The 25,820-nt window shown below is 64.5% G+C and carries 23 protein-coding genes; 13 read left to right on the top strand and 10 right to left on the bottom strand.

The genetic code is table 11. The features are described 5' to 3' along the window. Positions 1 to 97: 97 nt before the first annotated feature. The 4 genes from AC5P8Z_RS00420 (at position 98) to AC5P8Z_RS00405 (ending at position 3,713) form a co-directional block, all read left to right on the top strand. Positions 98 to 901 (top strand): APH(3')-II family aminoglycoside O-phosphotransferase, encoded by an 804-nt coding sequence (locus AC5P8Z_RS00420; RefSeq protein WP_495227730.1) that lies wholly within the window; start codon positions 98 to 100, stop codon positions 899 to 901. Between the two features lie 83 nt (positions 902 to 984). Beyond that, the gene (locus AC5P8Z_RS00415) at positions 985 to 1,575 is read left to right on the top strand and encodes a TetR/AcrR family transcriptional regulator (protein ID WP_495227728.1); all 591 of its coding nucleotides are present in this window, start codon (positions 985 to 987) and stop codon (positions 1,573 to 1,575) included. Continuing rightward, positions 1,572 to 2,606: a DUF418 domain-containing protein gene (locus AC5P8Z_RS00410; protein ID WP_495227726.1), complete on the top strand. Its 1,035-nt coding sequence runs from the start codon at positions 1,572 to 1,574 to the stop codon at positions 2,604 to 2,606. The genes AC5P8Z_RS00415 and AC5P8Z_RS00410 overlap by 4 nt, the downstream gene beginning before the upstream one ends. 99 nt (positions 2,607 to 2,705) lie before the next feature. Further along, on the top strand, positions 2,706 to 3,713 hold the full coding sequence (locus tag AC5P8Z_RS00405; RefSeq protein WP_495227725.1) for a phosphotransferase: 1,008 nt from the start codon (positions 2,706 to 2,708) through the stop codon (positions 3,711 to 3,713). A gap of 182 nt (positions 3,714 to 3,895) precedes the next feature. On the opposite strand, the gene AC5P8Z_RS00400 is transcribed toward AC5P8Z_RS00405, so the two are convergent. From AC5P8Z_RS00400 to amaB, 7 genes are all read right to left on the bottom strand, one after another. Then, the gene (locus AC5P8Z_RS00400) at positions 3,896 to 4,783 is read right to left on the bottom strand and encodes a DMT family transporter (protein ID WP_286072015.1); all 888 of its coding nucleotides are present in this window, start codon (positions 4,781 to 4,783) and stop codon (positions 3,896 to 3,898) included. 32 nt (positions 4,784 to 4,815) lie between these two features. Then, a complete protein-coding gene (gene murB, locus AC5P8Z_RS00395; protein ID WP_495228304.1) occupies positions 4,816 to 5,877 on the bottom strand; it encodes a UDP-N-acetylmuramate dehydrogenase in 1,062 nt (353 codons plus the stop codon). 8 nt (positions 5,878 to 5,885) lie between these two features. Beyond that, positions 5,886 to 6,941, bottom strand: coding sequence for a quinone-dependent dihydroorotate dehydrogenase (locus AC5P8Z_RS00390; RefSeq protein WP_495227723.1), 1,056 nt, complete (start codon positions 6,939 to 6,941; stop codon positions 5,886 to 5,888). An 8-nt stretch (positions 6,942 to 6,949) separates the two neighbouring features. Then, positions 6,950 to 7,720: a class I SAM-dependent methyltransferase gene (locus AC5P8Z_RS00385; protein WP_495227722.1), complete on the bottom strand. Its 771-nt coding sequence runs from the start codon at positions 7,718 to 7,720 to the stop codon at positions 6,950 to 6,952. A gap of 5 nt (positions 7,721 to 7,725) precedes the next feature. After that, on the bottom strand, positions 7,726 to 8,010 hold the full coding sequence (locus AC5P8Z_RS00380; RefSeq protein ID WP_164136699.1) for a DUF4190 domain-containing protein: 285 nt from the start codon (positions 8,008 to 8,010) through the stop codon (positions 7,726 to 7,728). Between the two features lie 159 nt (positions 8,011 to 8,169). Next, positions 8,170 to 8,955 (bottom strand): SDR family NAD(P)-dependent oxidoreductase, encoded by a 786-nt coding sequence (locus AC5P8Z_RS00375; RefSeq protein ID WP_495227721.1) that lies wholly within the window; start codon positions 8,953 to 8,955, stop codon positions 8,170 to 8,172. 17 nt (positions 8,956 to 8,972) lie between these two features. After that, positions 8,973 to 10,505 carry an L-piperidine-6-carboxylate dehydrogenase gene (amaB, locus tag AC5P8Z_RS00370; RefSeq protein ID WP_495227719.1) on the bottom strand — a complete coding sequence of 511 codons (1,533 nt, stop codon included), beginning with the start codon at positions 10,503 to 10,505 and terminating at the stop codon, positions 8,973 to 8,975. 430 nt (positions 10,506 to 10,935) lie between these two features. Here amaB and AC5P8Z_RS00365 point away from each other — a divergent pair, with 430 nt between their 5' ends. From AC5P8Z_RS00365 to AC5P8Z_RS00325, 9 genes are all read left to right on the top strand, one after another. Then, entirely contained in the window at positions 10,936 to 12,393 is a 1,458-nt protein-coding gene (locus tag AC5P8Z_RS00365; RefSeq protein ID WP_495227717.1) for an undecaprenyl-phosphate glucose phosphotransferase, read from the top strand. Positions 12,394 to 12,545: 152 nt separating this feature from the next. Beyond that, positions 12,546 to 12,980 (top strand): low molecular weight protein-tyrosine-phosphatase, encoded by a 435-nt coding sequence (locus AC5P8Z_RS00360; protein ID WP_107232367.1) that lies wholly within the window; start codon positions 12,546 to 12,548, stop codon positions 12,978 to 12,980. Positions 12,981 to 13,038: 58 nt separating this feature from the next. Next, positions 13,039 to 15,249 carry a polysaccharide biosynthesis tyrosine autokinase gene (locus tag AC5P8Z_RS00355; protein ID WP_495227715.1) on the top strand — a complete coding sequence of 737 codons (2,211 nt, stop codon included), beginning with the start codon at positions 13,039 to 13,041 and terminating at the stop codon, positions 15,247 to 15,249. A 92-nt stretch (positions 15,250 to 15,341) separates the two neighbouring features. Continuing rightward, complete coding sequence (locus AC5P8Z_RS00350) at positions 15,342 to 16,781, top strand: lipopolysaccharide biosynthesis protein (protein ID WP_495227713.1); 1,440 nt, start codon at positions 15,342 to 15,344, stop codon at positions 16,779 to 16,781. Between the two features lie 58 nt (positions 16,782 to 16,839). Continuing rightward, positions 16,840 to 17,946: a glycosyltransferase family 4 protein gene (locus AC5P8Z_RS00345; protein ID WP_495227711.1), complete on the top strand. Its 1,107-nt coding sequence runs from the start codon at positions 16,840 to 16,842 to the stop codon at positions 17,944 to 17,946. Positions 17,947 to 18,037: 91 nt separating this feature from the next. Beyond that, a complete protein-coding gene (locus tag AC5P8Z_RS00340) occupies positions 18,038 to 19,447 on the top strand; it encodes an O-antigen ligase family protein (RefSeq protein WP_495227710.1) in 1,410 nt (469 codons plus the stop codon). Next, the gene (locus AC5P8Z_RS00335) at positions 19,444 to 20,592 is read left to right on the top strand and encodes a DUF1972 domain-containing protein (RefSeq protein ID WP_495227709.1); all 1,149 of its coding nucleotides are present in this window, start codon (positions 19,444 to 19,446) and stop codon (positions 20,590 to 20,592) included. Before AC5P8Z_RS00340 ends, AC5P8Z_RS00335 begins: the two co-directional genes overlap by 4 nt. Continuing rightward, a complete protein-coding gene (locus tag AC5P8Z_RS00330) occupies positions 20,589 to 21,422 on the top strand; it encodes a glycosyltransferase family protein (protein ID WP_495227708.1) in 834 nt (277 codons plus the stop codon). The genes AC5P8Z_RS00335 and AC5P8Z_RS00330 overlap by 4 nt, the downstream gene beginning before the upstream one ends. Before the next feature lie 26 nt (positions 21,423 to 21,448). After that, entirely contained in the window at positions 21,449 to 22,135 is a 687-nt protein-coding gene (locus AC5P8Z_RS00325; protein WP_495227707.1) for an acyltransferase, read from the top strand. 46 nt (positions 22,136 to 22,181) lie between these two features. Here the strand turns inward: AC5P8Z_RS00325 and AC5P8Z_RS00320 are convergent, their stop codons facing one another. The 3 genes from AC5P8Z_RS00320 to AC5P8Z_RS00310 are packed head-to-tail and all read right to left on the bottom strand — an operon-like array spanning position 22,182 to position 25,819. After that, positions 22,182 to 24,323, bottom strand: a complete 2,142-nt coding sequence (locus AC5P8Z_RS00320; protein ID WP_495227706.1) for a YjbH domain-containing protein — start codon at positions 24,321 to 24,323, stop codon at positions 22,182 to 22,184. 32 nt (positions 24,324 to 24,355) lie between these two features. After that, complete coding sequence (locus tag AC5P8Z_RS00315; RefSeq protein ID WP_495227705.1) at positions 24,356 to 25,117, bottom strand: capsule biosynthesis GfcC family protein; 762 nt, start codon at positions 25,115 to 25,117, stop codon at positions 24,356 to 24,358. Between the two features lie 3 nt (positions 25,118 to 25,120). Further along, positions 25,121 to 25,819 (bottom strand): YjbF family lipoprotein, encoded by a 699-nt coding sequence (locus AC5P8Z_RS00310; RefSeq protein WP_495227704.1) that lies wholly within the window; start codon positions 25,817 to 25,819, stop codon positions 25,121 to 25,123. Position 25,820: the final 1 nt, after the last annotated feature.

The raw sequence follows: 25,820 nt of genomic DNA, 5'->3' as shown, positions 1-25,820 counted from the left end.
GTGCCACGCCAGCCGCACCTTTGCAGGGAGGGACGCGGACCGGCAGGGTGCGCGACAATCGGCAGTGCTATCCACCTGCTTGGGGCGTTGAATGCACATGGACGAAAACGAAGCGGTCCCCTGCGGGATGCAGCTGCCGCAGGCATGGCAGGAAATGCTGACCGACGCCTGCATCGAACGGCAGTCGATCGGTGTGTCGCGCGCGGATGTCGCCCGCGTGCATCGACCGGGCCAGGCGGATGCGTTCCTCAAATCGGAAGTGATCGATGCCTTCAGTGAACTGGGCGATGAGATCGACCGCCTGCGCTGGCTGCAGGCGCAGGGACTACCGGCGCCGACCGTGATCGCCACGATCGAGGAGGGCGGACGGCGCTGGTTGATGATGAGCGCGCTGCCCGGCCGCGACCTGGCCTCGTCACCGGAGCTGGCGCCGAGGCAGGTGGCAGATCTGCTGGCTGACGCACTGCGCGGCCTGCATGCCGTGCCTGTAGCCAACTGCCCGTTCGACCAGCGGTTGGCATCGCGGCTGCAGGCCGCACAGGCACGCGTCGAGGCGGGGCTGGTCGATGCCGATGACTTTGATGAAGAGCGGCTGGGCCAGAGCCCGCAGCAGGTTTTCGCCGAGCTGCGCGCTACCCAGCCCGCTCATGAAAATCTGGTGGTCAGTCATGGTGACGCCTGCCTGCCCAACCTGATAGTGGCCGATGGGCGGTTCACCGGCTTCATCGATTGTGGCCGGTTGGGCGTGGCCGACCGCTGTCAGGACCTGGCCCTGGCCGCGCGCAGCCTGGTCCACAATTTCGGAGATACCCGCTGGGTAGTGCCGCTGTTCCAGCGCTATGGCTCGATTCCTGACGAGCGGCGCTTGGCGTTCTATCGATTGCTCGATGAGTTCTTCTGAGGCTGCAGACGGGCTGAACGCTTGCCTGCCGGTGTGTGGATGCGCCCTTCAAAATGCACGAACGTTCGTTCACTATTTACGCCATGAGCCGAACCGACCGCAACGAGCGACGCATCGCGCAGATCCTGCAGGCCGCCCTGCAGTGCTTCCTCGTCAAGGGATTCCACCAGACCAGCATGCGTGACATCGCACAGGCGGCCGGGGTCAGCCTGGGCAATCTCTACAACCACTTCCCGGGCAAGGAAGCGATCATCCTCGCGGTGGCGGTGGCCGAGCGCGCAGAATTGGCACCGTTGCTGCAGCGCCTGGCCGTGTCTGACGGCGACCGCGCACAGGTGCTGGCGCTCCTGCAGGAGTTCCACACACTGTGCCGGCAGCCGCAATGGGCGATGCTTGCCGTTGAAGTGCTGGCCGAAAGTGCGCGCAATCCCGCTGTGGCCGAGGCCTTCGCGGCCAATCGCAGGCAACTGCAGCAGGCGCTGGCTGAGGCGCTGCAGCGCGTGGCGCAACGCGAACGTCGGCGCCCGGCGTTGGCACCGGCAGTGCAGTCGCAGGTGCTGCTGGATGCCATCGAGAGCGACGCGATGCGTCGGGGGCTGGGCGAAGCCGGTGGCACCGATGAGGCATCGCTGGATCTTGGCCTGCTCGCGCTGCTGCTCGGGGCACGCGCATGAGCGCTGTTGATCGGCGGTTGCACGGGCTGGACCTGGCGCGCTATCTGGCGCTGGCCGGCATGGTGCTGGTCAACTTCCGCCTGGCGATGGCCGTGCCGGCAGAGGGTGAGGGCTGGTTGGCAGGGTTCTTCCATCTGCTGGAAGGCAAAGCCTCGGCGACCTTCGTCACCCTGGCCGGTCTTGGCCTGGTGCTGGCCACGCAGCGGCAGGGTTGGTGGCCGGCCAGCGTGCAGACCTGGCGGCGCGCGCTGTTCCTGCTGGTGCTGGGCCTGCTCAACCTGACTCTGTTCCCGGCCGATATCCTGCACTACTACGCGGTGTATTTCGCGTTGGCCGTGGTGTGGCTGCGTGCGTCGCCGCGGGTGTTGCTGGCCAGCATCGTGGGTCTGGCGGCCTGTTCGTTCTGGGCGTTGCTGCACTGGGACTACAGCCAGGGATGGAACTGGCAGACGCTGGAGTATGCCGGCCTGTGGCAATGGCCGGGCGCGGCCCGCAACCTGCTGTTCAACGGTTTCCATCCGCTGCTGCCGTGGCTGTGCTTCTTCCTGCTGGGGATGCTGCTGGCACGCCTGCAGCTGTCACAGCCGCGGGTCCAGCGCGCGCTGCTGGTGCTGGGCCTGCTGCTGATCGCGGCTGGACATGGCGTTCAGCAGCTTGCGCAGGGAACGCCCTGGCAGGCGTGGCTGGGAACGCAGCCGATGCCACCGGGGCCGGCCTACGTACTCACGGGTGCCGGCGCGGCGTGCAGTGTCATTGCCGCCTGCATGTGGCTGACGCGCGTGCGACCGGGGGACTGGCTGGAGCCGTTCACCGCGGCCGGGCGCATGACCCTGACCCTGTACGTCGGCCACATCCTGCTGGGCATGGGCACGCTGGAAAGCCTGGGCCTGCTCGATGGCAGTGCATCGCTGGCGTCGGTGCTGCTGTGGGCACTGCTGTTCCTGATGCTGGCGACGGGTGCGGCATGGCTGTGGTCGTGGCAGTTCGCGCGCGGCCCGCTGGAGGCGGTGATGCGGCGCATCGCGGGCTAGTCCTTTGGTCGCGCCGAGGTGATGTTGTGACGGACATGTCTGTGTCGCGGCGAACGCATCTGCGATAGTGGCGGCAGGTAATACTTTCCGCTGGCATCCATGTCATTCGCTTCGGCGCAGCATCTCGGCGAAGTCCTGCAACAATCCTATGGCATTACCGCCACCGCTGTGGTGCCGCGCCCGGTGGGCGCCGACGCCAATGCCAGCGTGTATCGCGTCGACGCGCGCCACGGGCAGTGGTGGCTGAAATGCCGCACGTACCAGGTTGCTCCGGCGGTATGGGACAGCCTGCACTGGCTGCGCGGTACGCTGGACATCGAAGAAATCGTTGCACCCTGGCCGGCACTGACCGGCGGCGCCTCGGTGCAGCGTTGGGGACTGCAGTTCACGCTGTTTCCTTACATCGAAGGCCAGTCCGGGTTCGAGGCGGCGTTGAGCCATAGGCAGTGGCGACGCCTGGGCGAGGTGCTGCGGCGCCTGCACGCGGCGCAGCTGCCGACCGAACTGCAGCGAGCGCTACCGACCGCGCTGCTGGAAACTGCTGCACTTGAGACCGTTGGGCAGTGGCTGGCTGGCGAGGGCCTTGCGGCTGCAAAGGATGGGCTGGGCCGTGCATTCGTTTCCGTATGGGACCGGCAGCATGCGCGTATCACCGCGCTGCACGCGCAGGCACTGCAGCTGCACGCGGCATTGCAGGAGGTTCCGGTTGAGCTGCACCTGTGCCATACCGACCTGCATGCCGGCAATCTGCTGATGGGCAATGACGGCGGCCTGCACCTGATCGATTGGGATGGCCTGTCGCTGGCCCCGCGTGAGCGTGACCTGATGTTCATCGGTGCCGCGGTTGGCGGGCGCTGGGGACGTGAGAATCCGCTGGGCTTCGAGGAGGGCTATGGCAGCGACCGCGGCGACCCGCGCTGGATCGCGTGGTACCGGCACTGGCGCATTCTGCAGGACCTGATCGAGTTCCAGCAGGTGCTGCTGGGCAGCGACGGTGAGGAGCGTTCGCCGCAACTGCGCAGGCAGTCGCTGCACTACCTGGGCGAGCAGTTCGCACCGGGCAATGTGTTCGATGCTGCGGAGCGTGCGTATCGCACGCTGGGGTAAGGTTCCGGGCCGTTGCCAGGATCGCCCCGGGTTGCCAGGATCGCCCGGGTAGAGTCGACTGTTGGTCGACTGCTCTTCGAATGAACCAGCAATGCCCGCGCTGCGCGCGATAGTCGACTAACAGTCGACTCTACCCGCAGCCTGTCCGTGCACGACCCATGGGTTGTCCATGCAGGTGGTTTTCATTCTGCGGGCTTGACCGCTGCCGAGGCTGCGGCGCTGGCGGCACGCCGCGACAGTACGGCTTCGCGGTGGGCGATGTAGGCGTTCGCGGCGAGGATGATGCCGGCGCCGATGAGCGTCCAGCGATCCACGCTTTCGTTGAACAGCAGCCAGCCGAGCAGCGTTACCAGCGGCAGCTGCAGGAAGCTGATCGGGGTCAGCGCCGAGACTTCGCCGAGGCGCAGCGCCCGCGTCCACAGCAGCTGGCCTACAGTACCGAGCACACCCGTGGCCAGCAGCCACAGCCAGGCGATGCCGGTCGGCCAGACCCAGACGAACAGCGCTGGCACCAGCGACAGCGGCACCCAGAACACGTAGGTGTACAGCACCACGGTGTCGGCGCTGTCGACGCGGGTCAGCTGCTTGATCTGGATCGCCACCAGTGAACTGAGCACGGCGGCCGCCACCGCCACCAGGCTGCCCGCGGTGAAGCCGGCGGTACCGGGTCGCACGATCACCAGCACGCCGATGAAGCCGACCACCACTGCGGCCCAGCGCCGCACGCGCACGGTCTCGCCCAGCCACAGCACGGCGGCAATCGTGACGAACAGCGGCGTGGAATAGGACAGCGAAACCGCCTGCGCCAAAGGCAGGTGGCCCAGCGCCCAGAACGCGCACAGCATCGAGCCCAGGCCAATCGCACTGCGCACGAAATAGCGTGGCGCCTGCTGGGTCTTGAGCGGCGCGTGGCCCGGGCGCAACAGCATCGGCAGCAGGGCCAGCAGGCCAAAGGCGTTGCGGAAGAACGCCACTTCCTGGGTCGGAACGTAGCGCGTGGCATAGCGGATCGCCACCGCCATCAGGCCGAAGGCCATCGTGCTGCCGAGCATCAGCAGCGCCGCCCGCATCGGGGTGGCGCCTGTGGAAAGGGCAGGGGTGTTCACCACTGGGCGCCGAGCAGGCGGGGCTCCGGTTCGATCGGTACGCCAAACTTCTCCAGCACCGAGGCCGAGATGCGGCGTGCCAGTGCCAACAACTCCGCACCGCTGGCATTGCCATGGTTGACCAGCACCAGCGCGTGGCTGGCGGCCACGCCGGCATCGCCTTCGCGGAAGCCCTTCCAGCCACAGGATTCGATCATCCACGCCGCCGAGACCTTGCGCTTGTCATCCTGCTCGGCCGGGAACACCGGCAGGTCGGGGAAGTGCTGCAGCAGCACGTCGACCTGTTCCAGCGGCAGCACCGGGTTCTTGAAGAAGCTGCCGGCGTTGCCCAGTACATCCGGGTCGGGCAGCTTGCGGCGGCGGATCGCGATCACGGCATTGGCCACGTCGACTGCGCTCGGCAGCTCCACGCCCTGTGCCTGCAGTTCCTCGCGGATGCCGGCGTAGTCCATGCGCAGATCGTGCAGCAGTGGCAGCTTCAGTTCGATGGCGGTGATCAGGTAGCGATCGGGTTGCTGCTTGAACACGCTGTCGCGGTAGGCGAAGCCACACTGTTCATTGTCCAGCCGTACCCAGGCCTGTTCCTGGCAGTCCCAGGCTTCAACAGCCTGGATGAACTCGCCGACCTGCGCGCCATACGCACCGATGTTCTGGATCGGCGCGGCACCGGCCGTACCGGGAATCAGCGCCAGGTTTTCCAGGCCGGACAGGCCTTCCTGCAGCGACCACATCACCAGCCCGTGCCAGGGCACGCCAGCACCGGCACGGATCACCGCATGGTCGGCGCGGTGTTTAAGGAAGCTGATGTCACGGTTGCCGAACACCAGCACGGTGCCGGGCAGGTCCTCGGCGATCAGTACGTTGCTGCCGCTGCCCAGCACCAGCAGTGGGCCGTTGGCCACTTCCGGCAACGCCAGCACTTCCGGCAGCAGGGCCGCGTCGTGCAGTTCCAGCAGCTGGGCTGCACTGGCCTGCACGTGGAAGGTGTTCAGTGCCTGCAGCGGTGCATTGCGGGTGAGCGTCCAGCGCAGCGGCGCGGCGTTGTCGGTGGTATCGATGGGCGCGCTCACAGCGGGGCCACCGCACCGCGGCTCGGTGCTTCCCGGCGGCGACGGATCGCCTCCACGCATTCGGAGACCAGGGCAGGGCCACGGAAGATCAGGCCGCTGTAGCACTGCACCAGTGCTGCACCTGCGGCCATCTTGGCCACGGCGTCTGCACCGGAGAGGATGCCGCCGACGCCGACCAGCGGCACCGATTCGGGCAGGCGCGCGCGCAGTCGGCGCAGCACCAGCGTCGACTGCTCCAGCACCGGCGCACCGGACAGGCCGCCAGCCTCGTTGGCCAGCGGATCGCCGGCCACCTTGCTGTGGTCGATGGTGGTGTTGGTGGCGATCACGCCGTCCACCTGCAGTTCGCCCAGCACGCGTGCGGCGGCATCGATGTCGCGCTCGCTCAGGTCCGGCGCCACCTTCACCAGCATCGGCACACGGCGACCGTGCTGCGCCGCCAGGGTTTCCTGGCGGTCACGCAGCTGGCTGACCAGCTGGCGCAGTGCGGTCTCTTCCTGCAGCTCACGCAGGCCGGCGGTATTGGGCGAAGAGATGTTGACGGTGATGTAGTCGGCCAGCGGATACACCTTGTCCAGGCAGGCGATGTAGTCGTCCACGGCCTGTTCGTTGGGGGTGTCCTTGTTCTTGCCGATGTTGATGCCAAGCAGGCCGCGACGGTTGCGCGCGCGTTCGACATTGCGCACCAGCGCATCCACACCCGCGTTGTTGAAGCCCATGCGGTTGATGATCGCGTTGTGTTCCGGCAGCCGGAACAGGCGCGGCTGCGGATTGCCGGCCTGCGGGCGCGGGGTGATGGTGCCAATCTCGACGAAGCCGAAGCCCAGCGCGAACAGGGCATCGATGTGCTCGCCGTTCTTGTCCAGGCCGGCAGCCAGGCCGACCGGATTGGGGAACGTCAGCCCGAACACAGTGCTCGGCATCGGCGCGATGCGGGCGGCCAGCAGCGGCGTGGTGCCGGTGCGGTAGGCCAGGTCCAGTGCGGACAGGCCGAGGCCGTGGGCGCGCTCGGCGTCGAGCGAGAACAGGAAGGGGCGGGCAAGCGAATACATGCGTCGGTTCAGTCCAGCGTGCCGAGGAAGGCTCGGGTTCGATATTCAAAGGCGACCTGGCCGTCGACCGCGTGGGCGGCGAACAGGTCCTGCAGGGCGGCGATCATCGGCGCATGGCGCGGGTGACCGGGTTGCGGGGCATAGGAGGAGGACAGCAGGCGCCCGCGCAGGGCGTCGAAATCCAGATGCTGCACATTCGGCAGCTCCACCCTGCCGCGCAGGCCGGAGCCGAACCAGGCCTGCATGGTGGCGTCGTCCTGGTAGCGCTCGGCCACGGCGGTGTAGTCGGTGCCGTAGTCCAGCAGCAGCTGCTCGTAGCCGACCAGGAACGGGCTGGCGTCGAGCAGGCGCGAGTTCCAGTAGATCAGTGCCATGCCGCCCGGGCGCAGGATGTGCCGCCACTCGGCGCGCACCGCCACGGTATCGAACCAGTGGAACGCCTGCGCCACGCTGACCAGGTCAACGCTGGCATCGTCCAGCCCGGTGGCCTCGGCGCGGCCATCGACTGCGCTGAAACGTGGATACTTCGGCGCAAGCCATTCCTCGGCGGCGCCGCGCATGGCCGCATTCGGTTCAACGGCAACCACCGGATGGCCGCTGGCCAGGAACAGGCGGCTGGAGATGCCGGTGCCGGCGCCGATGTCGGCGACCACGGCCTCGTGGCTGACGCCCATCGGGCCATGCAGCCACTCCAACAGAGCGTGCGGGTAATCGGGCCGGTAGCGGACGTAATCGGCGACGCGGCTGCTGAAGCGTTCAGTGCTGTCGGAGGCGGTCATGGCGATCAGTTCGACATCGCGGCGAGCCAGGCCAGGCCGCCGAAGAACAGGATGAAGACCAGGATGGCGGCGATCACGGCACCGACCATCACCCAGCCCAGCACCAGGCCGGTGACGGCAAGGCCATCGCCTTCCAGTTCCTGCGGGCGACGGCGGATCTCGGCGCGGGCCATGTGGCCGGTGACGATGGCCACGATGCTGGCCACGAAGGGCAGGACGGTCCAGCTGGCGATGCCCATGACCAGGCTGACCACGGCCAGGGCGCTTGTCTGTCGGGGTGCCACGCTCATCGGGGTCCTCCTTGGCAGTGTGCACATGATAGTGCCTCTGCCCGGGCAATCCCATGGGCAGTGCCCCGTAGAGCCGAGCCCATGCTCGGCTGCACCCTGGACAATGCGGTGTCGACCGCGCCTCGCGCGCTAGCCGAGCGTGGGCTCGGCTCTACAGAGTCAGCCCATCAATACCTGGCCGCCATCCACGTTGAGCACATGGCCGGTGATCCAGCGTGCCAGCGGCGAGCACAGGAACAGGGCGGCGTCGGCAATTTCGCGCGGGTGGCCGAAGCGGCCGAACGGGATCTTCGCCAAGGTGCCGTGGTAGAGCGCGGGGTCTTCGGTGCGGCGGCGGTCCCACAGGCCGTCGTCGAATTCGATGGAGCCGGGTGCGATGGCGTTGACCCGGATCCGGTCCTTGGCCAGCGCCAGTGCCTGCGAGGTGGTGTAGTGCGACAGCGCGGCCTTGGCGGCAGCGTAGGGTGCGCCACCTGGGCGTGGCTGCTGTGCGGCGATCGAGGACAGGTTGAGGATGCAGGCATCGCGGGATGCCCGCAGCCACGGCAGTGCCAGGCGCGAGGCCCGTACCGCCGCCATCAGGTCGATCTGCAGGCTGGCGGCCCAGCCATCCTCGTCATCGGCCATGCCGTAGCCAGTGGCGTTGTTGACCAGCACATCGATGCCGCCGAGTACATCGGCAGCGGCCTGCAGCCAAGCCTGGATCTGGCCGACGTCGGCCAGATCGGCGGAGACGGTATGCAGCGGAGTGCCCTGGGCCTGCGCGTCGGCACGCAGGGCATCCAGTCCGGCCTGGCCTCGCGCGCAGGCCGAGACCTGCGCACCGGCGCCAGCAAACGCCAGCGCCATTTCACGGCCGATGCCCTTGCTGCCGCCGGCGATGAGCACGCGGCCGCCGGTGAAGTCGAGGGTTGGAGCCCCGTTGGGGATCCGACCCGCAGGCATGGCCAAATCGTTCGCCATTACAGGTCGAACTTGATGCCCTGGGCCAGCGGCAGCGAATCCGAATAGTTGATGGTGTTGGTCTGGCGGCGCATATAGACCTTCCACGCATCCGAACCCGACTCGCGGCCACCGCCGGTGTCCTTCTCGCCACCGAAGGCGCCGCCGATCTCCGCACCGGACGTGCCGATGTTGATGTTGGCGATGCCGCAGTCGCTGCCGGCGGCCGACAGGAACTTCTCGGCGGTCTTCAGGTTCTGGGTGAAGATCGACGAGGACAGGCCCTGCGGCACGCCGTTCTGCATGTCGATGGCTTCGTCGAGGCTGTCGTACGGCATCACGTACAGGATCGGCGCAAAGGTCTCGTGCTGGACCACGGCATCGCTGTTCTTCAGGCCCGAGACGATCGCCGGCAGTACGAAGTTGCCGGCGCGGTCGATGCGGGTGCCGCCGGTTTCGATGGTGCCGCCAGCGGCCTTGGCCTGGGCGATGGCATCGAGGAACTGCTGCACGGCGGCGTCGCTGTTCAGCGGGCCCATCAGGTTGGCGGGATCGGTCGGGTCGCCGATCTTGCCCTCGACCTGCTTGTAGGCCTTGACCAGGGTGGCCAGCACGTCGGCGTAGATCGAGCGGTGCACGATCAGGCGGCGGGTGGTGGTGCAGCGCTGGCCAGCGGTGCCGACGGCGCCGAAGACGATGCCCGGCACGGCCAGCTTCAGGTCGGCGGTTTCGTCCAGGATGATGGCGTTGTTGCCGCCCAGTTCCAGCAGGCAGCGGCCGAGGCGGCGCGCGACCTTCTCGTTGACGGTGCGGCCGACCTGGGTCGAGCCGGTGAAGCTGATCAGCGGCACGCGGCGGTCATCGACCATCTTTTCCGACAGCGCGGTGCCGGCATCGTTGATCAGGAAGAAGATGTCCGGGAAGCCGGCTTCGCGCAGGGCGTCGTTGCAGATCTTCAGCGAGGCGATGGCGGTTAGCGGCGTCTTGTTGGACGGCTTCCAGATGCACACGTCGCCACAGATGGCGGCCAGGAACGAGTTCCAGCTCCACACCGCGACCGGGAAATTGAAGGCCGAGATGATGCCGACCAGGCCCAGAGGGTGGTACTGCTCGTACATGCGGTGGCCGGGGCGCTCGGAATGCATGGTGTAGCCGTACAGCATGCGGCTCTGGCCCACGGCGAAATCGGCGATGTCGATCATCTCCTGCACTTCGCCATCGCCTTCCGGCTTGCTCTTGCCCATTTCCAGGGCGACCAGCGAACCCAGCGCATCCTTGTGCTTGCGCAGCGCTTCGCCGCACAGGCGCACGGCTTCACCGCGGCGCGGGGCCGGCGTGGTACGCCAGACCTTGAAGGCTTCCTGGGCGCGGGCGACGACGGTCTCGTACTCGGCCTCGGTGGTCGCGCGGACCTGCGCGATCGGCTCGCCGGTGGTCGGGTTGACCGGGGTGATCAGCTCACCGCTGGTCGCGCTCGACCACTCCCCGTTGCCCAGGTACGTGCCAGCGTTGATCGCGTCCAGGCCAAGGGACTTGAGCAGCTCGAAAGACATGCAGACTCCTGTGTTTCGTTACGTTGTTTGGCGCCATCGCGGGCAGGTGGGGGACGCGATGAACAGAACCGCCGATGGTAGCAGAGGGTGGTGGTAGGGCTTTGGTGCGGTGCGGGGTGGGGCCGGCAACCCCGGGAGTGTCAAGCGGTTGGCGTTCTATGGAGGCTTGTTGACCGTTTGTGACCTAAGGTGACGTAAAACGACATCATTCGAAACGGACGAAAATGGTAACAATTCTAACGGCTTAGCTCTTGTTCGAGTGCGATCTCGGCGCCATCCGACGATCGGGTTCCTATCTTTTGCGTCCTGCTTCATCCACAATCCCTGCACATTTAATTGACGCAACCACGACATTTCCGCGCGGGCTGGGGAGTCTCGCGCGCGACAGCGAGCCGCTCGCTGTCGGGTCGGGTAGACATGGAGAAGTGCTTTGCTACATGGATCAGTAGAAGACCTTCCCGCCGAGCGGGCCCGGGCCGGCCGCCGCCGGGTCGAGGCCCGGGCTGCCCTGGAACTGGGGCTGCGCCTGGGTGATCTGTTGCTGCTGCCTGGCATGGCAGTGCTTTCGCATGTGCTGTGCTACGCCACTGAGGCGCCCAGTTCCTCCCAGCGCATCGTGTTCGGTGCGGTGATTCTCAGTGCCATCGTCTGCTTCTCAGTTGCTCCGGTCTATCGCAACTGGCGCACGCGTGGCCTGCTCGCCGACCTCTGGCTGCTGCTGCTGGCCTGGTCCAGTACGTTCGCCCTGTTCTCGCTGTACGCCGTGCTGGTCGGGCTGGGTGATGCGGTGCCGGCTCAATGGCTGGTCGCTTGGTATTTCACCGGCCTGGCCTCGATGGCGACGGTACGCGTGCTGTTGCGCGTGCAGCTGCACCGGCTGCGTTCGCGTGGCCTGGACCGGCAGCGCGTGTTGCTGGTGGGCCTGCGGGCGCCGGCGCTCAGGTTGCACCGCCTGCTGCGCGGCAAGCCGGAACTGGGCAAGGAAGTGGTCGGCTATTTCAGCAGTGCCGGCGACATCGCCACCCGCCGTGGCGGCGATGCGCCGCGCCGTCTGGGCGTGCTGGGCGACGTTCCGCAATACATGGATCTGCATCGTGGCGAGTTCGACCAGGTCTGGGTGTCGATGCCGATGGGTGATACCGCGCCGATCAAGGACATGCTCAAGCAGATCGAGCGCTTCCCTGTGCCTGTGCGCCTGATTCCCGATACCACTGGCCTGGGGGCGTTGAATCCGGGTGTGCACCAGGTGGGCGACGTGCCGATGATCGGCGTGCGCCAGGGTCTGGTGGATCATCGGTTCCGCCTGTTCAAACGGGTCGAGGACATCATTGTGGCTGGCATTGCGGTGGTCCTGCTGGCGCCGCTGTTTGCCCTGCTGGCGATCGGTGTGAAGCTGAGCTCGCCGGGGCCGGTGCTGTTCCGCCAGAAGCGTCATGGTCTGGGTGGCAAGGAATTCTGGATGCTCAAGTTCCGCTCCATGCGCGTGCATGCAGAGGGGGCTGGCCAGATTACCCAGGCGACGCGCGGTGATCCGCGAGTGACCCGGTTCGGCGCGTTCCTGCGCCGCACCAGCCTGGATGAGCTGCCACAGTTCTTCAATGTGCTGGGTGGAAACATGTCGGTGGTTGGGCCGCGGCCGCATGCGATCCAGCACAACGACCACTACGAGCGGGTGATCGAGCGCTATATGCACCGTCACTACGTCAAGCCGGGTATTACCGGTTGGGCGCAGGTGCATGGATTGCGTGGCGAGACCCCGGAGCTGCGCTCGATGAAGAAGCGCGTGCAGTACGACATCGACTACATCCGACGCTGGAGCCCGACGCTGGACGTGCGGATCATTGCGCTGACCGTGCTGAAGGTTCTAGGCCAGAAGTCGGCGTATTGAGGTGGTTGATGTCCGGAACTGCGACGTAATTCCATGAATCTGTTGGCGATTTCATCGCCTGTAATGCGCTTGTAAGGTATCCTGTGCGGCTGCCGCCGGCCCTTGTTGCTCTGGTCGGGCGCGCCGCAAGGAATGCCATAGGATCCAGGTCAGTGTTCAAGAACGTTCTTTTTGTATGTGTCGGCAATATCTGCCGCAGCCCTTCGGCTGAAGTCATGCTCAGGCAGGCCGTGGCCGGCAAGGGCATCCAGGTGTCTTCGGCGGGCCTGGGCGCGCTGGTGGGGCACGGCATCGATGCTACCGCACAGGAGTTGCTCGTGGAGCAGGGCATGGATGGGTTGGCCCACCGCGCGCGCCAGATTGATGACGCCATCCTGGGAGCCGCTGACCTCGTGCTGACCATGGAGCGCAAGCACGTGCGCCGCATCGCCGAGATCGCGCCGCAGGCGTCCGGCAAGACCTTCCTGCTGGGCAAATGGCAGCAGGATCGGGAGATTCCCGATCCGTATCGCCAGCAGCGTCCCGCGTTCGAGCATGTCTACAAGCTGATGGCTGAGGGCGTGGAGAGTTGGGCGCGTCATCTTTGATTGCTGCCTGTTCCTGGATGTATCGCCGTCCGGCAAATCGCATAACTGAACAAGAACAATGAAAACCAACTCCCGCATCACTCAGGAAGACGGAAGCGACGAACTCGATCTGCGGCAGCTTCTGGGCACGCTCCTCGATCATCGCTGGTGGATTCTGGCAAGCACCTTGGTGTTCTTTGCAGTGGCTGCGGCCTACGCGCTGCTGGCTGCGCCGATCTATCGGGCCGACGCGGTGGTCCAGGTGGAATCGAAGATGCCCTCGATTCCCGGTCTGACCGATCTAAGCAAGTCGCTGGGTCTGGGGTCCGGATCCGGCGAGGCCACGACGGAAATCGCCCTGATCAAGTCGCGAGCGGTCGTAGGCAGTGCCGTCGATGCGTTGAAGCTGGATATCGAGATTGCCCCGAAGCGCTTCCCGGTGGTGGGAGGATTCCTCGCCCGTCGTGCGGAGGCGCGCGATCCTGCCGTCCTGGCGTCGCCGATTCTCGGATTGAGCCGCTACGGCTGGGGTGGGGAGACGCTGCAGATTCACCGTCTGGACGTGCCACGTGGGCTGGTTGAAGAAACCCTGACCCTGGTTGCCGGCGAAAAAGGCGCGTTCGAGCTGCGCGGCCCCGACGGTGAGACGATCCTGGACGGTCATGTCGGGCAGCTTGGCAAAGCACGAGGTGTGATCCTGGAGGTCGCCGCGCTGCGCGCCAATCCGGGCATGCGCTTCACGGTGATCAAGCGTCGTCAGCTGGCCGTCATCAACGAGTTGCAGGAGCGGATCGGTGTTGCCGAGATCGGCAAGGATTCGGGCATCCTGGGGCTGTTCTACGAGAATCGCGACCCTGTTGCAGCCGAGAATTTCCTGCACCAAGTCGCACTGGCCTACGTCCGCCAGAACGTGGAGCGGAACTCCGCCGAGGCATCGGCCCAGCTGAGCTTCGTGAAGGAGCAGCTGCCGGGCATCCGCATGCAGGTGGAGGCCTCGCAGAAGGCATTGAGCGAGTTCCAGATGCGCGAGAACTCGGTGGACCTGTCGCTGCAGACGAAGGGTCTACTTGATCAGGGTGTGGCCGTTGAGACCAGCATCCAGCAGCTGCGCCTGCAGCAGGCTGAGATGGATCGCAAGTTCACCCGTGACCATCCGGCCTATCAGGCGTTGATGAAGCAGATTGGTGAACTGGAGGCCAGGAAGAACGGCTTCCAGGGAGAGGTAAAGCAGCTGCCCAAGGCTCAGCAGGAGCTGCTGCGCCTGACCCGTGACCTTGCGGTTGCAAACGAGATGTATACCGTCATGCTGAGCCAGGCCCAGCAGCTGGACGTTGCACGAGCGGGAACGGTCGGCAATGTGCGCGTGGTGGATGCTGCCCGCGTTGACGACAGCACGCCGGTGAAGCCGAAGAAGCAGGTGATCGCATTGGTCGGCGCATGCGCGGGCTTCCTGCTGGCCGTGCTGGCGATCCTGTTCCGCCAGATGATCAACCGTGGCATCGAGGATCCCGGCCTGATCGAGGAACTGGGCATTCCGGTGTACGCCTCCATCCCCGCGAGCGAGAATCAGGCAAAGGACTCCGTCCGTGGCAAGTTCCGCCAGGATGGCAATCTCCACCTGTTGGCGGTCAAGGATCCTGCGGATCTGGCCATCGAAGCATTGCGCAGCCTGCGAACGAGTCTCCACTTCGCGCGGCTTGAGGCCAAGAACAACATTGTACTGATCTCAGGCGCAAGCCCGAACGCCGGCAAGACGTTCGTTTCGACGAACCTGGCCACGGTCGTTGCCCAGTCCGGTCAGCGCGTGCTGATCATCGATGCCGACATGCGCAAGGGCACCATGCATCGGGCCTTCGGTGTCAGCCAGACGCCGGGCCTGTCCGAGGCGATTGCTGGCGCGGCCAAGGTCAACGATGTCATCCGCTCCTTCGCACCGGTCAACGGGCTGGACTTCATCGCCCGTGGCGAGGTGCCGCCCAATCCGTCCGAGCTGCTGATGCATCCGAACATGACGCGACTGCTGGAGGAAGTCTCTTCCCGCTATGACCTGGTCATCGTGGATACGCCGCCGATCCTGGCAGTCACCGACGCCGCCATCCTTGCCGCCCAGGCGGGTACGTCGCTTCTGGTGGCGCGATTCGGTCTGAACCAGCAGAAGGAAATCGCGCTGGCCCGGAAGCGGTTCGAGCAGAACGGCGCGGTCATCCGTGGTGCGATCTTCAATGCGGTGCAGAAGCGCGCAACCGGTTACTACAGCTACGGTTACTACGAGTACAAGTCGACCGAGTAACTGCCGCAACGGCAGGTGCCTGGAAGCGCCCTGAGCCCGCGATCTGCAACTGGCAGGAGGGCGTTACCGAACACGCCCCGAACGATCTATCCATGAAGCTTGGTCACAATCTGAAGTGGACATCACTGGCGCAGATCTCCAAGCTCTGCGCACAGTTCGTTGTCGTCTTCATGCTCGCGCGGCTGCTTGAGCCGAGCGAGTACGGCGTTGTGGCGATGGCAACGGTGGTGGTCAATTTTTCGCTGATGTTCCGTGACATGGGTCTGGGCGCGGCGATCATCCAGAAGCAGGATCTTGGCAATGGCGACATTGACGCGGCCTTCCGCGTCTCGCTCGTTGCCGGGAGTCTGGTGTGCCTGCTGGTGCTGCTCGCAGCCGTTCCCCTCGCCAGCTACTTCTCCACCCCGGGGCTGGCGCCATTGCTGGCGGTGCTGTCACTGAGTTTTCCCATCGCAGGCTGTGGAATCGTCCATCAGGCCTTGCTCGAGCGGGAAGGGCAGTTCCGTTCGATTGCCCGCATCGAAGGAAGCAGCAACCTGGTGGGTGGGGCGCTCGGATTGATGTCCGCTCTGGCGGGCGCAGGTGCCTGGAGCCTTGTTGTCCAGCTCGCGTTCGTTTCGATCGCAACCAGTGTCCAGCTTTGGCTTGCCTCGGAGTGGCGGCCGAGTGCCACGCGAGGGCTTGGGTACCGCGGGTTGGCCGAGTTCGGCTCGGGCGTGCTCGGCTTCAATCTGGTCAACTACCTGTCGCGCAACCTGGATAGCATCCTTGTCGGGCGCTTCTATTCTTCGACCGTGCTGGGAAACTATTCGCTGGCCTACAGGCTCATGCTTTTCCCGTTGCAGAGCATCACGCTGGTGGTCTCGCGATCGCTTCTTCCGGTCCTTTCGCGGCTGCAGTCGGATCGCAAGGGCAGGGTTGAGGTCTATCAGGTTGCGGTAGGCGGAATCACTCTTGTGGTCGCACCCATGATGGTCGGGTTGTACGTGCTGCGCGAGCCGTTCATCAGGCTGGCTTTTGGCGACGGCTGGGATCTGGCGGTGCAGTTGCTTGCCTGGTTCGCTCCCACCGCCCTGCTGCAGTCGGTCATGAGCGTCACTGGCGTGGTTCTGATGGCCGCGCGTCGCACCAGGACCCTGCTTCACCTTGGAGTGATCGGCGCAATGCTGCAGGTAGGCGCCTTTGCGTTGGGCATCAGGCACGGCGTCGTGGTGATGGCCGCACTGTATCTGCTGGCCAATGTGCTCAACTTCATTCCCGTCATGCTGGTCTGCGCGCGGGTGCTGGGGGCCCGCCCGTCGGAGGTGATCCAGCCGATGATTGCACCGCTCATTGCGGCGCTGATCATGGGAGGCACGCTGGAACTGTACATGCGTTTCGGTGATTCCGCGCAGGGCGCGGTCTCGCTCACGCTCGCCATCATGGCGTCGGCAGCATGGTACGTAGTTCTGGTGCTCGCATTCTCCCGGGAGTGGCGGCGACGGGTGTTCTCCGCGTTGAGTGTCTTCAGGCGCGCCACGAACGCGGCCTAGCGGGCAGCATGTCCCTGCCGATGCGATCTCACTACATGGACGTTCCTGGACCACACTCATGAAGATAGTCTGCGTACACCAGAGTGCCGAGCTGTACGGCTCTGACCGGAGCTTCCTGGCCGCCGTGGAGGCGATTGTCCAACACGCGCCGACGCCTGCGGAGGTTGAAGTCATTCTTCCCGAGCATGGGCCGTTGGCGGCTCGCATTTCGGAGGCCGGCGGCTCGGTGCACTTCGAATCCGAGGGCTACCTGAGAAGAAGCCTGCTGCGCAGGCCCCTCTCGTTCGCTGCGGGGCTGCTGGCTGCCACCCGGCGCCTTCTGCATCGTTTCCGTGGCGCCGATGTGGTCTATGTGAATACCTTGGTCTGTGCGTCGGCCCTGCTGGCTTGCGCGCTGTCCACGCGCCGCGTACGCCGCATTCTGCATGTCCGGGAGATCCCCGGGCGCAAGGAGCTTGCCTTCTTTCGCGTGCTGATCAGGCTGTCAGGCGTGGAGGTCGTTTACAACTCGCAGGCAACCCGTCTCGCCATTGGCCTGCCCGGCACTGTCGTCTACAACGGCGTGTCCGGTCCTGCCGAATGCACGCCGGAGCTTGGCGGAGATGACGGGATACGGTTGCTGATGATCGGCCGCATCAATACCTGGAAGGGGCAGAAGTTCCTTCTCCAGGCCTTGCTGCGTAGCCATAGGCGCATCCAGCTGAGAATCGTTGGATCGGCGATCGATGCGCAGGTGCACCTGGTGGAAGAGCTCCATCACATCGCCCGTTCACTGCCGGAAGGCGTGTCCTGCGAGTTCTTCGGCTTCTGCGAGGACCCCTCGGAGCACTATCGCTGGTGCCATTACGTGGTCGTTCCCTCCACCAGTCCCGAGCCGTTCGGGCGGGTAGCAATCGAGGGGTTCTCGTATGGAAAGCCGGTGATTGCCGCCGCGCATGGCGGCCTGACTGAAATTGTGGAGCATGGACAGGATGGATTCCTGTTTGAACCTGCCAGTCAGGTCGCGCTTGCACAAACGATCGAGGGCCTTCCCCGTGCCCTTTCACCTGGCCACCTGGCACTGGGCAGGCGTGCCTTCGACGTGTTCTCCTCGCGCTTCTCGGTGCAGAACTACGCAGAGCAGATTTCACAATTGGTGTTTGCTTCATCTGGACCTACGACATGATTGACTCCCAACCAGGGCATTGCGACCGAACCGCCGCAGCTACCGTTCGGACAGCCGTCCGTCATTGCGCACCTGGCATGGCGGCATTCGCATGATCTTTCTGTTGGCATGCATCGGCGCGCTGCTGATCATCCTCTACTTCCGAAAGGCCGTGCTCCTGATGCCGGCCTGGATGATGCTCACGCCCAAGGCGCTGCTGATGGTCGATGTGCCCGGCATTCCGGTGCTCAGTCTCTATCGCTTCCTGATGGCGATGGTGCTGGTCATGTATCTGATGACGCTGGCGCTTGCACGCAAGGGCTCGGTCAGGAAGGGGCCATTCTTCAACGGTTTGATGCTGTTCCTGGGCGTGGCGGCCGTTTCGGTGTTGATGAACATAGGCAGCGCCTCTGCCGGGCTGCTTACCTGGATTGCGCTGTGCCTGGAAGTGGGTGTTCCGGTCCTGGCCTTCAGTCACTTTGCCGGCGGATTGGGGCTGGCAGAAGCCAAGCGCCTGCTCAGGGTCTACGTGGTGTTCTTCAGTCTGCTGGCGGTGTATGCCATCGCGGCCTACCTGGTGAACTGGAACCCCTATATCGACTTCATCAATTCGACGACCCAGACCGGCCGCGTGATGGCAAGAACGTATGCCGACACGCTGCGGGGCATGCGCGCGCAGGGAACCACATCGCATCCGATCACCTATGGCGCGCTGGTCGCGATCATGCTGCTGACGTACTACGTCGCCCGCCTGTGTGGCCAGGTGCGGATGCGCGACATGATGGCAATGGCTGCTGTCTCAGGGTGCATCATCATTTCGATGCTTTTCACCAACTCACGCAGCCCACTGATGCTCTATTTCTTTGCCCTGCTGGTGTTCGGTGTATCGGTAGGCATCGTCAGGTCGCTGAAGTACTCGCTGCTGGGCGGCATGGCGTTCGTGATCGCATTGGCAACGTCGAATGTGTTCCTCGAGAAAGTCCTTTCCGTGGTCAATATCTTCGATGCCTCTGTAGGTGCCGAGCAGAACGGTTCTGACCTCGCCATGCGGGCAGGGCAGTTCGCCGTCTCGCTCTCCTACTTCTGGCAGTCCCCCCTCTGGGGCTTGGGTCTGGACGCGACTCGCGAACTGGTGGCCGGCGGCGCGGCGGCCGATCTGTACGATGCCGAAAGCGTTGTGTTCACCCTGCTGATCAACCAGGGATTGCTGGGCTTCATCGGCTACATCGGCTTGTTGCTTGCCGTGCTTCGAGGCGTGGGACGACTTCTGCCGACGGTAGGTTCTCGTCGAATGTTCACCGGGCTCGTGCTGGGCTACGCCTTGTTCACCATGGCCACCGGAGTGATGGATACGTTGCAGTTGTTCCTGCTCCTGTCGCTGTTTGTGGGTGCCTATGGAAGGGCATTCGCTGCTTCTGATGCCACCGATCACCGCAGGCCGGATGGACAGATGGTTCAAGCAGCAGCGATGCCGAGTTCGGCGATGCAGGATGCAGGTCAACTGGAACGAGGTGGTGTGTGAGCAAGCGCGTGTTGAGGATTCTGGGTATTCGCGGCGTTCCGGCGGCCCATGGTGGGTTTGAGACGTTCGCCGAGCATCTCGCCCTGTATCTGGTGTCGAGCGGCTGGGATGTGGTGGTGTACTGCCAGGTCGACGGCACCGGGGGTGTCTGGCGTGACGAATGGAACGGCGTGCAGCGAGTCCATATTCCTGTCTCCACCGCTGGGCCTGCAGGTACCATCATCTTTGACTGGAAGGCGAATGTTGATGCGGCCAGGCGCGGCGGCCTGTGCTTGACGCTTGGCTACAATACGGCGGTTTTCTCTGCGATGCTTCGTCTGTGCAGAGTTGTCAACGTCATCAATATGGATGGCATCGAGTGGGCCCGCGCAAAGTGGGGGCGAATCGCAAAGACCTGGTTCTGGCTCAACGAACGTTTCGGTTGCTGGATTGGAGATCACCTAGTCGCAGATCATCCGCGCATCAAGGATCACCTTTCCACCCGCGTCAGGCGCAACAAGATCACCACCATCGCCTACGGCGGTGAAGCGATCCATTCGGCGGATGCATCAATTGTTGAGGGGCTTGGGCTCACTCCGAACGGCTACTACACGGTGATTGCGCGTGCGGAGCCGGAGAACTCGCTGCTGGAGATCGTCCAGGGTTTCTCACGGCAGCCGCGGCGCAGAAAGCTTGCGGTTCTCGGCAAGTATGACCGCGACAACGACTATCACCGGAAGGTGCTCGAGGCGGCCGGAGAAGATGTGGTGTTCCTGGGGCCGATCTACGACAAGAAGGTCGTCCAGGCGCTGCGTTACTTCAGCAGTGCCTACGTTCATGGGCATCAGGTAGGCGGCACCAATCCCTCGCTGGTCGAGGCGCTCGGTGCCTCCAATCCTGTCATTGCCCACGACAATCCCTTCAATCGCTGGGTGGCCGGGCCAGGCGCGTGCTACTTCAATGGTGCGGCTTCGTTTGCATCGCTGCTTGACGAGCTTGAAGGTGACGCGCCCCGGCTGCAGGCGATGTCCGCGGCGTCGGCATCGCGCCACCAGGAGGCATTTACCTGGGAGCAGATTCTTGGTCAGTATGAGCAGCTGCTCTCGCGCTTTGCAGCAGGATCCAAGGCGCGCGCGACGGCAGTAGCGGAAGCGGAGCGGGAATGAGTCAGCCATCAGCGCAGCGTCACGTGCTTCGGATTGTGGTGGTGCTCTACGGTACTGCACCCGATCAGTCGCTTACGCTGGATACCCTTCAGTCGGCCAGCAGGTCGAACGAGGATTTTGCCGGTGAGATCGTCGTCTGGGACAACAGCCCGCAGTCGTTCGGCGCTGCCTCGCTCAATGGCTTGAGCTTCCCCGGCTTTTCGGTGAAGTACACGGCGTGTCCGCAGAACCTGGCCCTGTCGAAGGTCTACAACAACGTCGCTGCAGGCATTGCGACGGGCCATTTTCTGATTCTCGATCAGGATTCGCAGCTTCCGGCAGACTATTTCTCCGTGCTGCGGTCGCAGTTTGACGCCCATCCTGCGCAGGACCTGTTCCTGCCGGTGGTGCTGTCCAGTGGCCGGTGCGTAAGCCCGGGGGAACTCTGGTACTTCAAGGGAAAGCATCTGGCTTCACCGCGACACGGTCAGCAACGTTCCCGCAGAATGCTGGCCATTACCAGTGGCATGGTCATTCGATCCGCCTATCTTCAAGAGCCTCGCTTCGATGAGCGGTTGAGCCTGTACGGTATTGATACGCGCTTCATGCTGGACTACGCAGACAGTGGTCGAAGTGTGGTCGTGATGCCGATCGTTCTGGGGCACGACACCGCACTGTGGTCCGACATCAGTGCCGATCGCATGCTTGGCCGCGTGCAGACACTGGTGCGCTCCTGGCCGATCGTCTTCGAGAAGAGGCCGTTCGCACGGCTGCTCGCGCGATGCCATGCGCGTCTCATGTTGTTGAAGCTCGCGATCAAGTACCGCGATCCCAGATTCCTGTTTGCATGATGGCTGAAAGGCCCCGGAACCCTCCCATGACACTCCTCAGCCGCCTTGGCTCGCTCCTTTCGCTGCGCGTACAACTGGATGAGCGCGTTCCCCTTTCCTACAAGCTACGACTCTCGATGGAGTACGGCGTCTGTCTGTTCCGGGGCGCGCTCACGTGGGGTGTGCGTGAGTCGTGGCTGTCGCCGTTGTTCCGCGGGCGCGGCGTCGTGGTGCGCTGTGCCTCGCGCATCCGCCTGGGGAAGGGTGTGCGGCTGGGTGATTTCGTCGTGCTTGATGGCCTTGGCGCTTCCGGCATCACCTTCGGTGATAGCGTGAAGATCGGTGACTTTGGTCGGCTGATCTGCTCCGGCAGCCTGACCCACCTGGGGGAGGGCATATCCATCGGCCATCGCGTGGGTATTGGCGAGTTCTGCCGGATTGGTGGCTCTGGAGGCGTGTCCATTGGCGAGGACACGATCGTCGGGCAGTACTTCAGTGTGCATCCGGAGAATCATGAGTTCTCCGATAAGCAGCGCCTGATCCGTGAGCAGGGTACTGCCCGGGCGCCGGTGGTGGTCGGCGCCAACTGCTGGATCGGTGCAAAGGTCACCCTGCTTGCCGGAAGCGAAGTGGGGCACTCCAGCGTGGTGGCGGCTGGCAGCGTGGTCAATTCCCGCTTCCCGCCGTACTCGGTCATCGGTGGCGTGCCGGCCCGCCTGATCAAAAGCTACTGACCCGCCGGCCACTCGAGGGGTCGAGTGGCCGCGTCTGCTTGCAGCATCAGTCAGCAATACCCTGGATGTTCTCGTAGAAGAAGCGCTCGTCGCGCTCGCCCGTGAGGTTGTAGAGCGGGTACTTCCTTGCCAGCATGGCACCACCGTCGCGGATCAGCGGGTTCCAGGTGAGCGTAGCCCTGGCCGGGGTCGATCGAGGTAGCAGGGTGTCAAACGGAATGCTGAAGTAGATGCCCTTGTCGAAGCTGCCTTCGCCGAACTCGGCGGAGCTGACGTTGGTCTTGGTCGCGTAGGCACCCATGGTGACGCCGTTGCGGAAGACCCGCGCCACGTTGGCGGTGGCACCGTAGTCGCCTGCCAGGTACCGGCCAGCGCTCAGCGAAGCAATAACCCGCTGCTGATCTCCGAAAGCATAGTAAAGCGTCGCGTGTCCGGTGGTGGTCGAGTAGTCGCGCAAGCCAAAGCGCTGGTTGAAGTCACGCTGCTTGACCCAGTTGATGTTGGCGCTGATCGCCCAAGGCTGATCCATCGGGCGGTACAGCACTTCGCTGCCGGCGCCGGCGTACATCCACTCCAGGTAGCCTGCATAGGCGATGGCGTAGACGTCGCGGGACAGCCGTCGCGACAGGTTCAACTGCAGATTGGGAATCGTGAAGTCCGAGGTGCGCGTGTACTTGCGCACGTCGGTTCGGACGCGCGGCAGGTTGCTCGGTGCGTCGTACTTGAACTTGTCGTAGTTGTTGAGCAGGTTCTGGCTTGCACTGCCAGTCAACCAGACGTTCTTGCCAAAGAAGTAGCTGGCGCTGTAATTGGCCGACACCTGGTACAGGATGAAGCCATCCGGGCCGCCAAGGTTCTGTCGGTACCCGAAGCTGAAGCCGCTGCCAAAGGGCGAACGCTTCGGTTTGAACAGCTCGTGCCCCTCGATGGTCCCTGGCGCGCTGAGCTCGGTGCTCCGCTTGAGGGTTGCTTCGTCGACGCTGCCGTTCACATAGCCCTCAAATGCATCGCGCTTGACGGACATGTCGGCGATGGGCATGCCCAGGCGTTCGGTGCGCAGCGTGTACCAGTCGTACTGATCGCCCAGATGATGGGAGAGGACACGCGACGAGCGGCCCAGGCCTTTGGCCGGGTTGAAATAGCGCGATTGCGATCCGGTCAGGATGAGTTCCTTCCCTTGCACGGAGGCCCGCTGCAGGTTGAATCCTGCATTGGATCTCAGATCCGCCGTGATAGCCTCCCAGTCGTGCGGTGTCGGCGCTGCTCCGGTTGGGGCCGCGCTCAGTTCTCCCGCCTGGTGGTGGTCACCTTCAAGGGCGAGGGGCAGGGGGTCCAACGGTTTCGGCGCGCTACGTGAGCCGCCAGGGTTGCCACGCAACGTCAGTGAGAACATGGCGGCGTCGCCGCGCTCCCAGGCGGCCGTCAGCTCAACCACCTTGCTGGGGCGATAAACGAGGCCGACGTTGATGGGGGTGGACTGGTTGAGGTTGGCGCCGCGCGGCTCCCGGCGGTAGTCGTTGCCGTCGTATTCGACTTTCACGATGAGCTGTTCAAGCGGTGTCTGGTAGGAGACGCCGCCGAAGATCCCGACCGGACCACGGAACATCGCGCTGGCGCCAAATTTGCCTGCATTGACAATGGCGCTGGTCGGCATTGGTCGCTCCTTGAAGCGGTCGTCAATGGCGCCCAGCGGGTTGGAAAAGTCGCCGCGATTGCCGATGTAACCGGTTGCTACACCCAGTGATGCATCGAAGCTTCCGTAGCGCTTGCTGGCCACCAGATATTCGCTCGAGAACAGGCCGGTTCCGCCAAGGTCACGAACACCAAAGGCTACCTCGGGAATCCAATGGGATTCCTCGAGCAGGCGAACCTTGAAGTCGATCGACTTGTCCTTGTAATTCTGGTCACCGCTGACAGAAGGAATGCCGTAGCGGAGGTTGGCGACATTGATGTACCGGAACGAACCCTCCAGCCAGGGCAGCGGCTGCATCGTCACGTTGTAGCGGCTGTACGGCGAGTTGTGCGAAGCGGTGATCGCGATGTCGCCGTCGTCGGCCATGCGCGCGGTCGGTGTCTGCAGCAGGCCGATGCCACCCCATTCGCTGGAGGTCGGTGGTGGTGCTTCCTGCGCATGCAGGGCGGCACAGACGGACATCGATAGCAGGGACAGGGCCAGCGTGGCACGCACCTTGCGGCCCGTAGTGTTGCGGAGACTATGGATCACGGTGTGGCGGCCTGGGTCGCAATGAGAGCAGCAAGGTCTGCGTTGAATTCGGCGTCCACCGATCGGATGTACTTCGTTGCGAACGGCACCAGCACCACCCCGCCCGGCGAAACCGGTTGCGGGTCAGCGCGGTTCCAGGCAGCGGCGCCCAGCGTCTGTACGGTGCCGTCGACCTGGATGACCAGTACGGTGTCGGCATCAGCAAAGGCCGTGGCGGCGCAGTCCTTCACGTACTCCAATGCGTTGCGCAGTGGCTGATGGGGGAGGGTGCAGTGCTCGGCAACCGCTCCGACCACCTGGATGGTGGCGGGCCGCTGGAACAGGCGCACCGAATCACCTGCCTGGATCGGCGGGTTCCATCGGGGTTGCAACTGCATGAGGCGGGGGTCGGCCAACAGCGGGACACGTCCGGTGACCGGCATGTCCTCGATCCAGCGCGCCAGGCGTTCAGAGAGCTGGCGGAGCGCGTCGTCGCCGCCCTCGCTCAGTGTCTGCAGATCATGCAGCACGCCTGCCTTCAATCGAACCTGCGCCAGCCGAGCGTTCTGCCGGGCAAACAGTGTTGCCGGCAGGAACGCATCGGGCGCGGGTCGAGCAGCAAGAAGCGCGGCTGCGAGGCGTCCGCCGTCGTCGCCACGGTGCATTCCAGGCTGCTGCACGGCGCCGCTGAACAGCGCAGCGTCTGCGCCGAAACTTTTCGCCGAGGGGATCGCGATGGCCGCCAGCAATGCGGCAATCTGCAGGGTGAATCTGTACATGGATCAGCGTCCTGCCGGCCGATAGGGCTTTAGATGGACCAGGTCGACCGGATAGCCTGGGGCGAGAAACTGCCGGCTCTTCCAGATGAAGCCGTCGGCAGGGTCGACCCAATAGCTGTTGGTCGCGCGCATGTCGACCCCGCTGAGCTGTTCGTCGAAGCGCAGCAGCGTGCGGCGCTTGTCGAGGAGGGTGACCGTGTCTTCGCCCTTCGCGCGGATCGTGCCGACAACCTCGACGCCCATCGCATAGCCGGGTGTGCGGTCGTAGTGCCGGACGACGCGGGCGCCGTCGGCGGCGCTGCGAAGGTCGGCGAACAGTGCTTCGTCCTCGACGGTGGTGGCGTACTGCGCGTCCTGTTTGCTGAGGGACAGAAGCACGCCGGTCGCCGACAGGCGCAGCACGGCGTGCTTGCCCGCCATCCAGACCTGCTGGCCGTCGTCCACGTAGCCCAGCACGACCAGGCCACGGATGTCCGGGGCCTGCACATCCGCCTGCGGATACGGCGTGCGCAGCACCTGTTGCGTCGTATAGGACGGTTGGCGATGCACCAGCTGCCTGATGCTGTCAGCCGTCGCCCGGCTCGCGGTCGTGCAACCGGACAGCAGCACCGCCAGTGCCGGGGGCGCGAGCCAGAAGGCGCGTGCCCAGGTGCCGTTCCTTGGCAGGCGGCCAGCAGCGGCCGCCGACGTCTTCCATCGCATA

The organism is Stenotrophomonas sp. YJH_SMC_17 (genome assembly GCF_059371655.1).
This window is presented reverse-complemented; position numbering and strand designations above follow the sequence as displayed.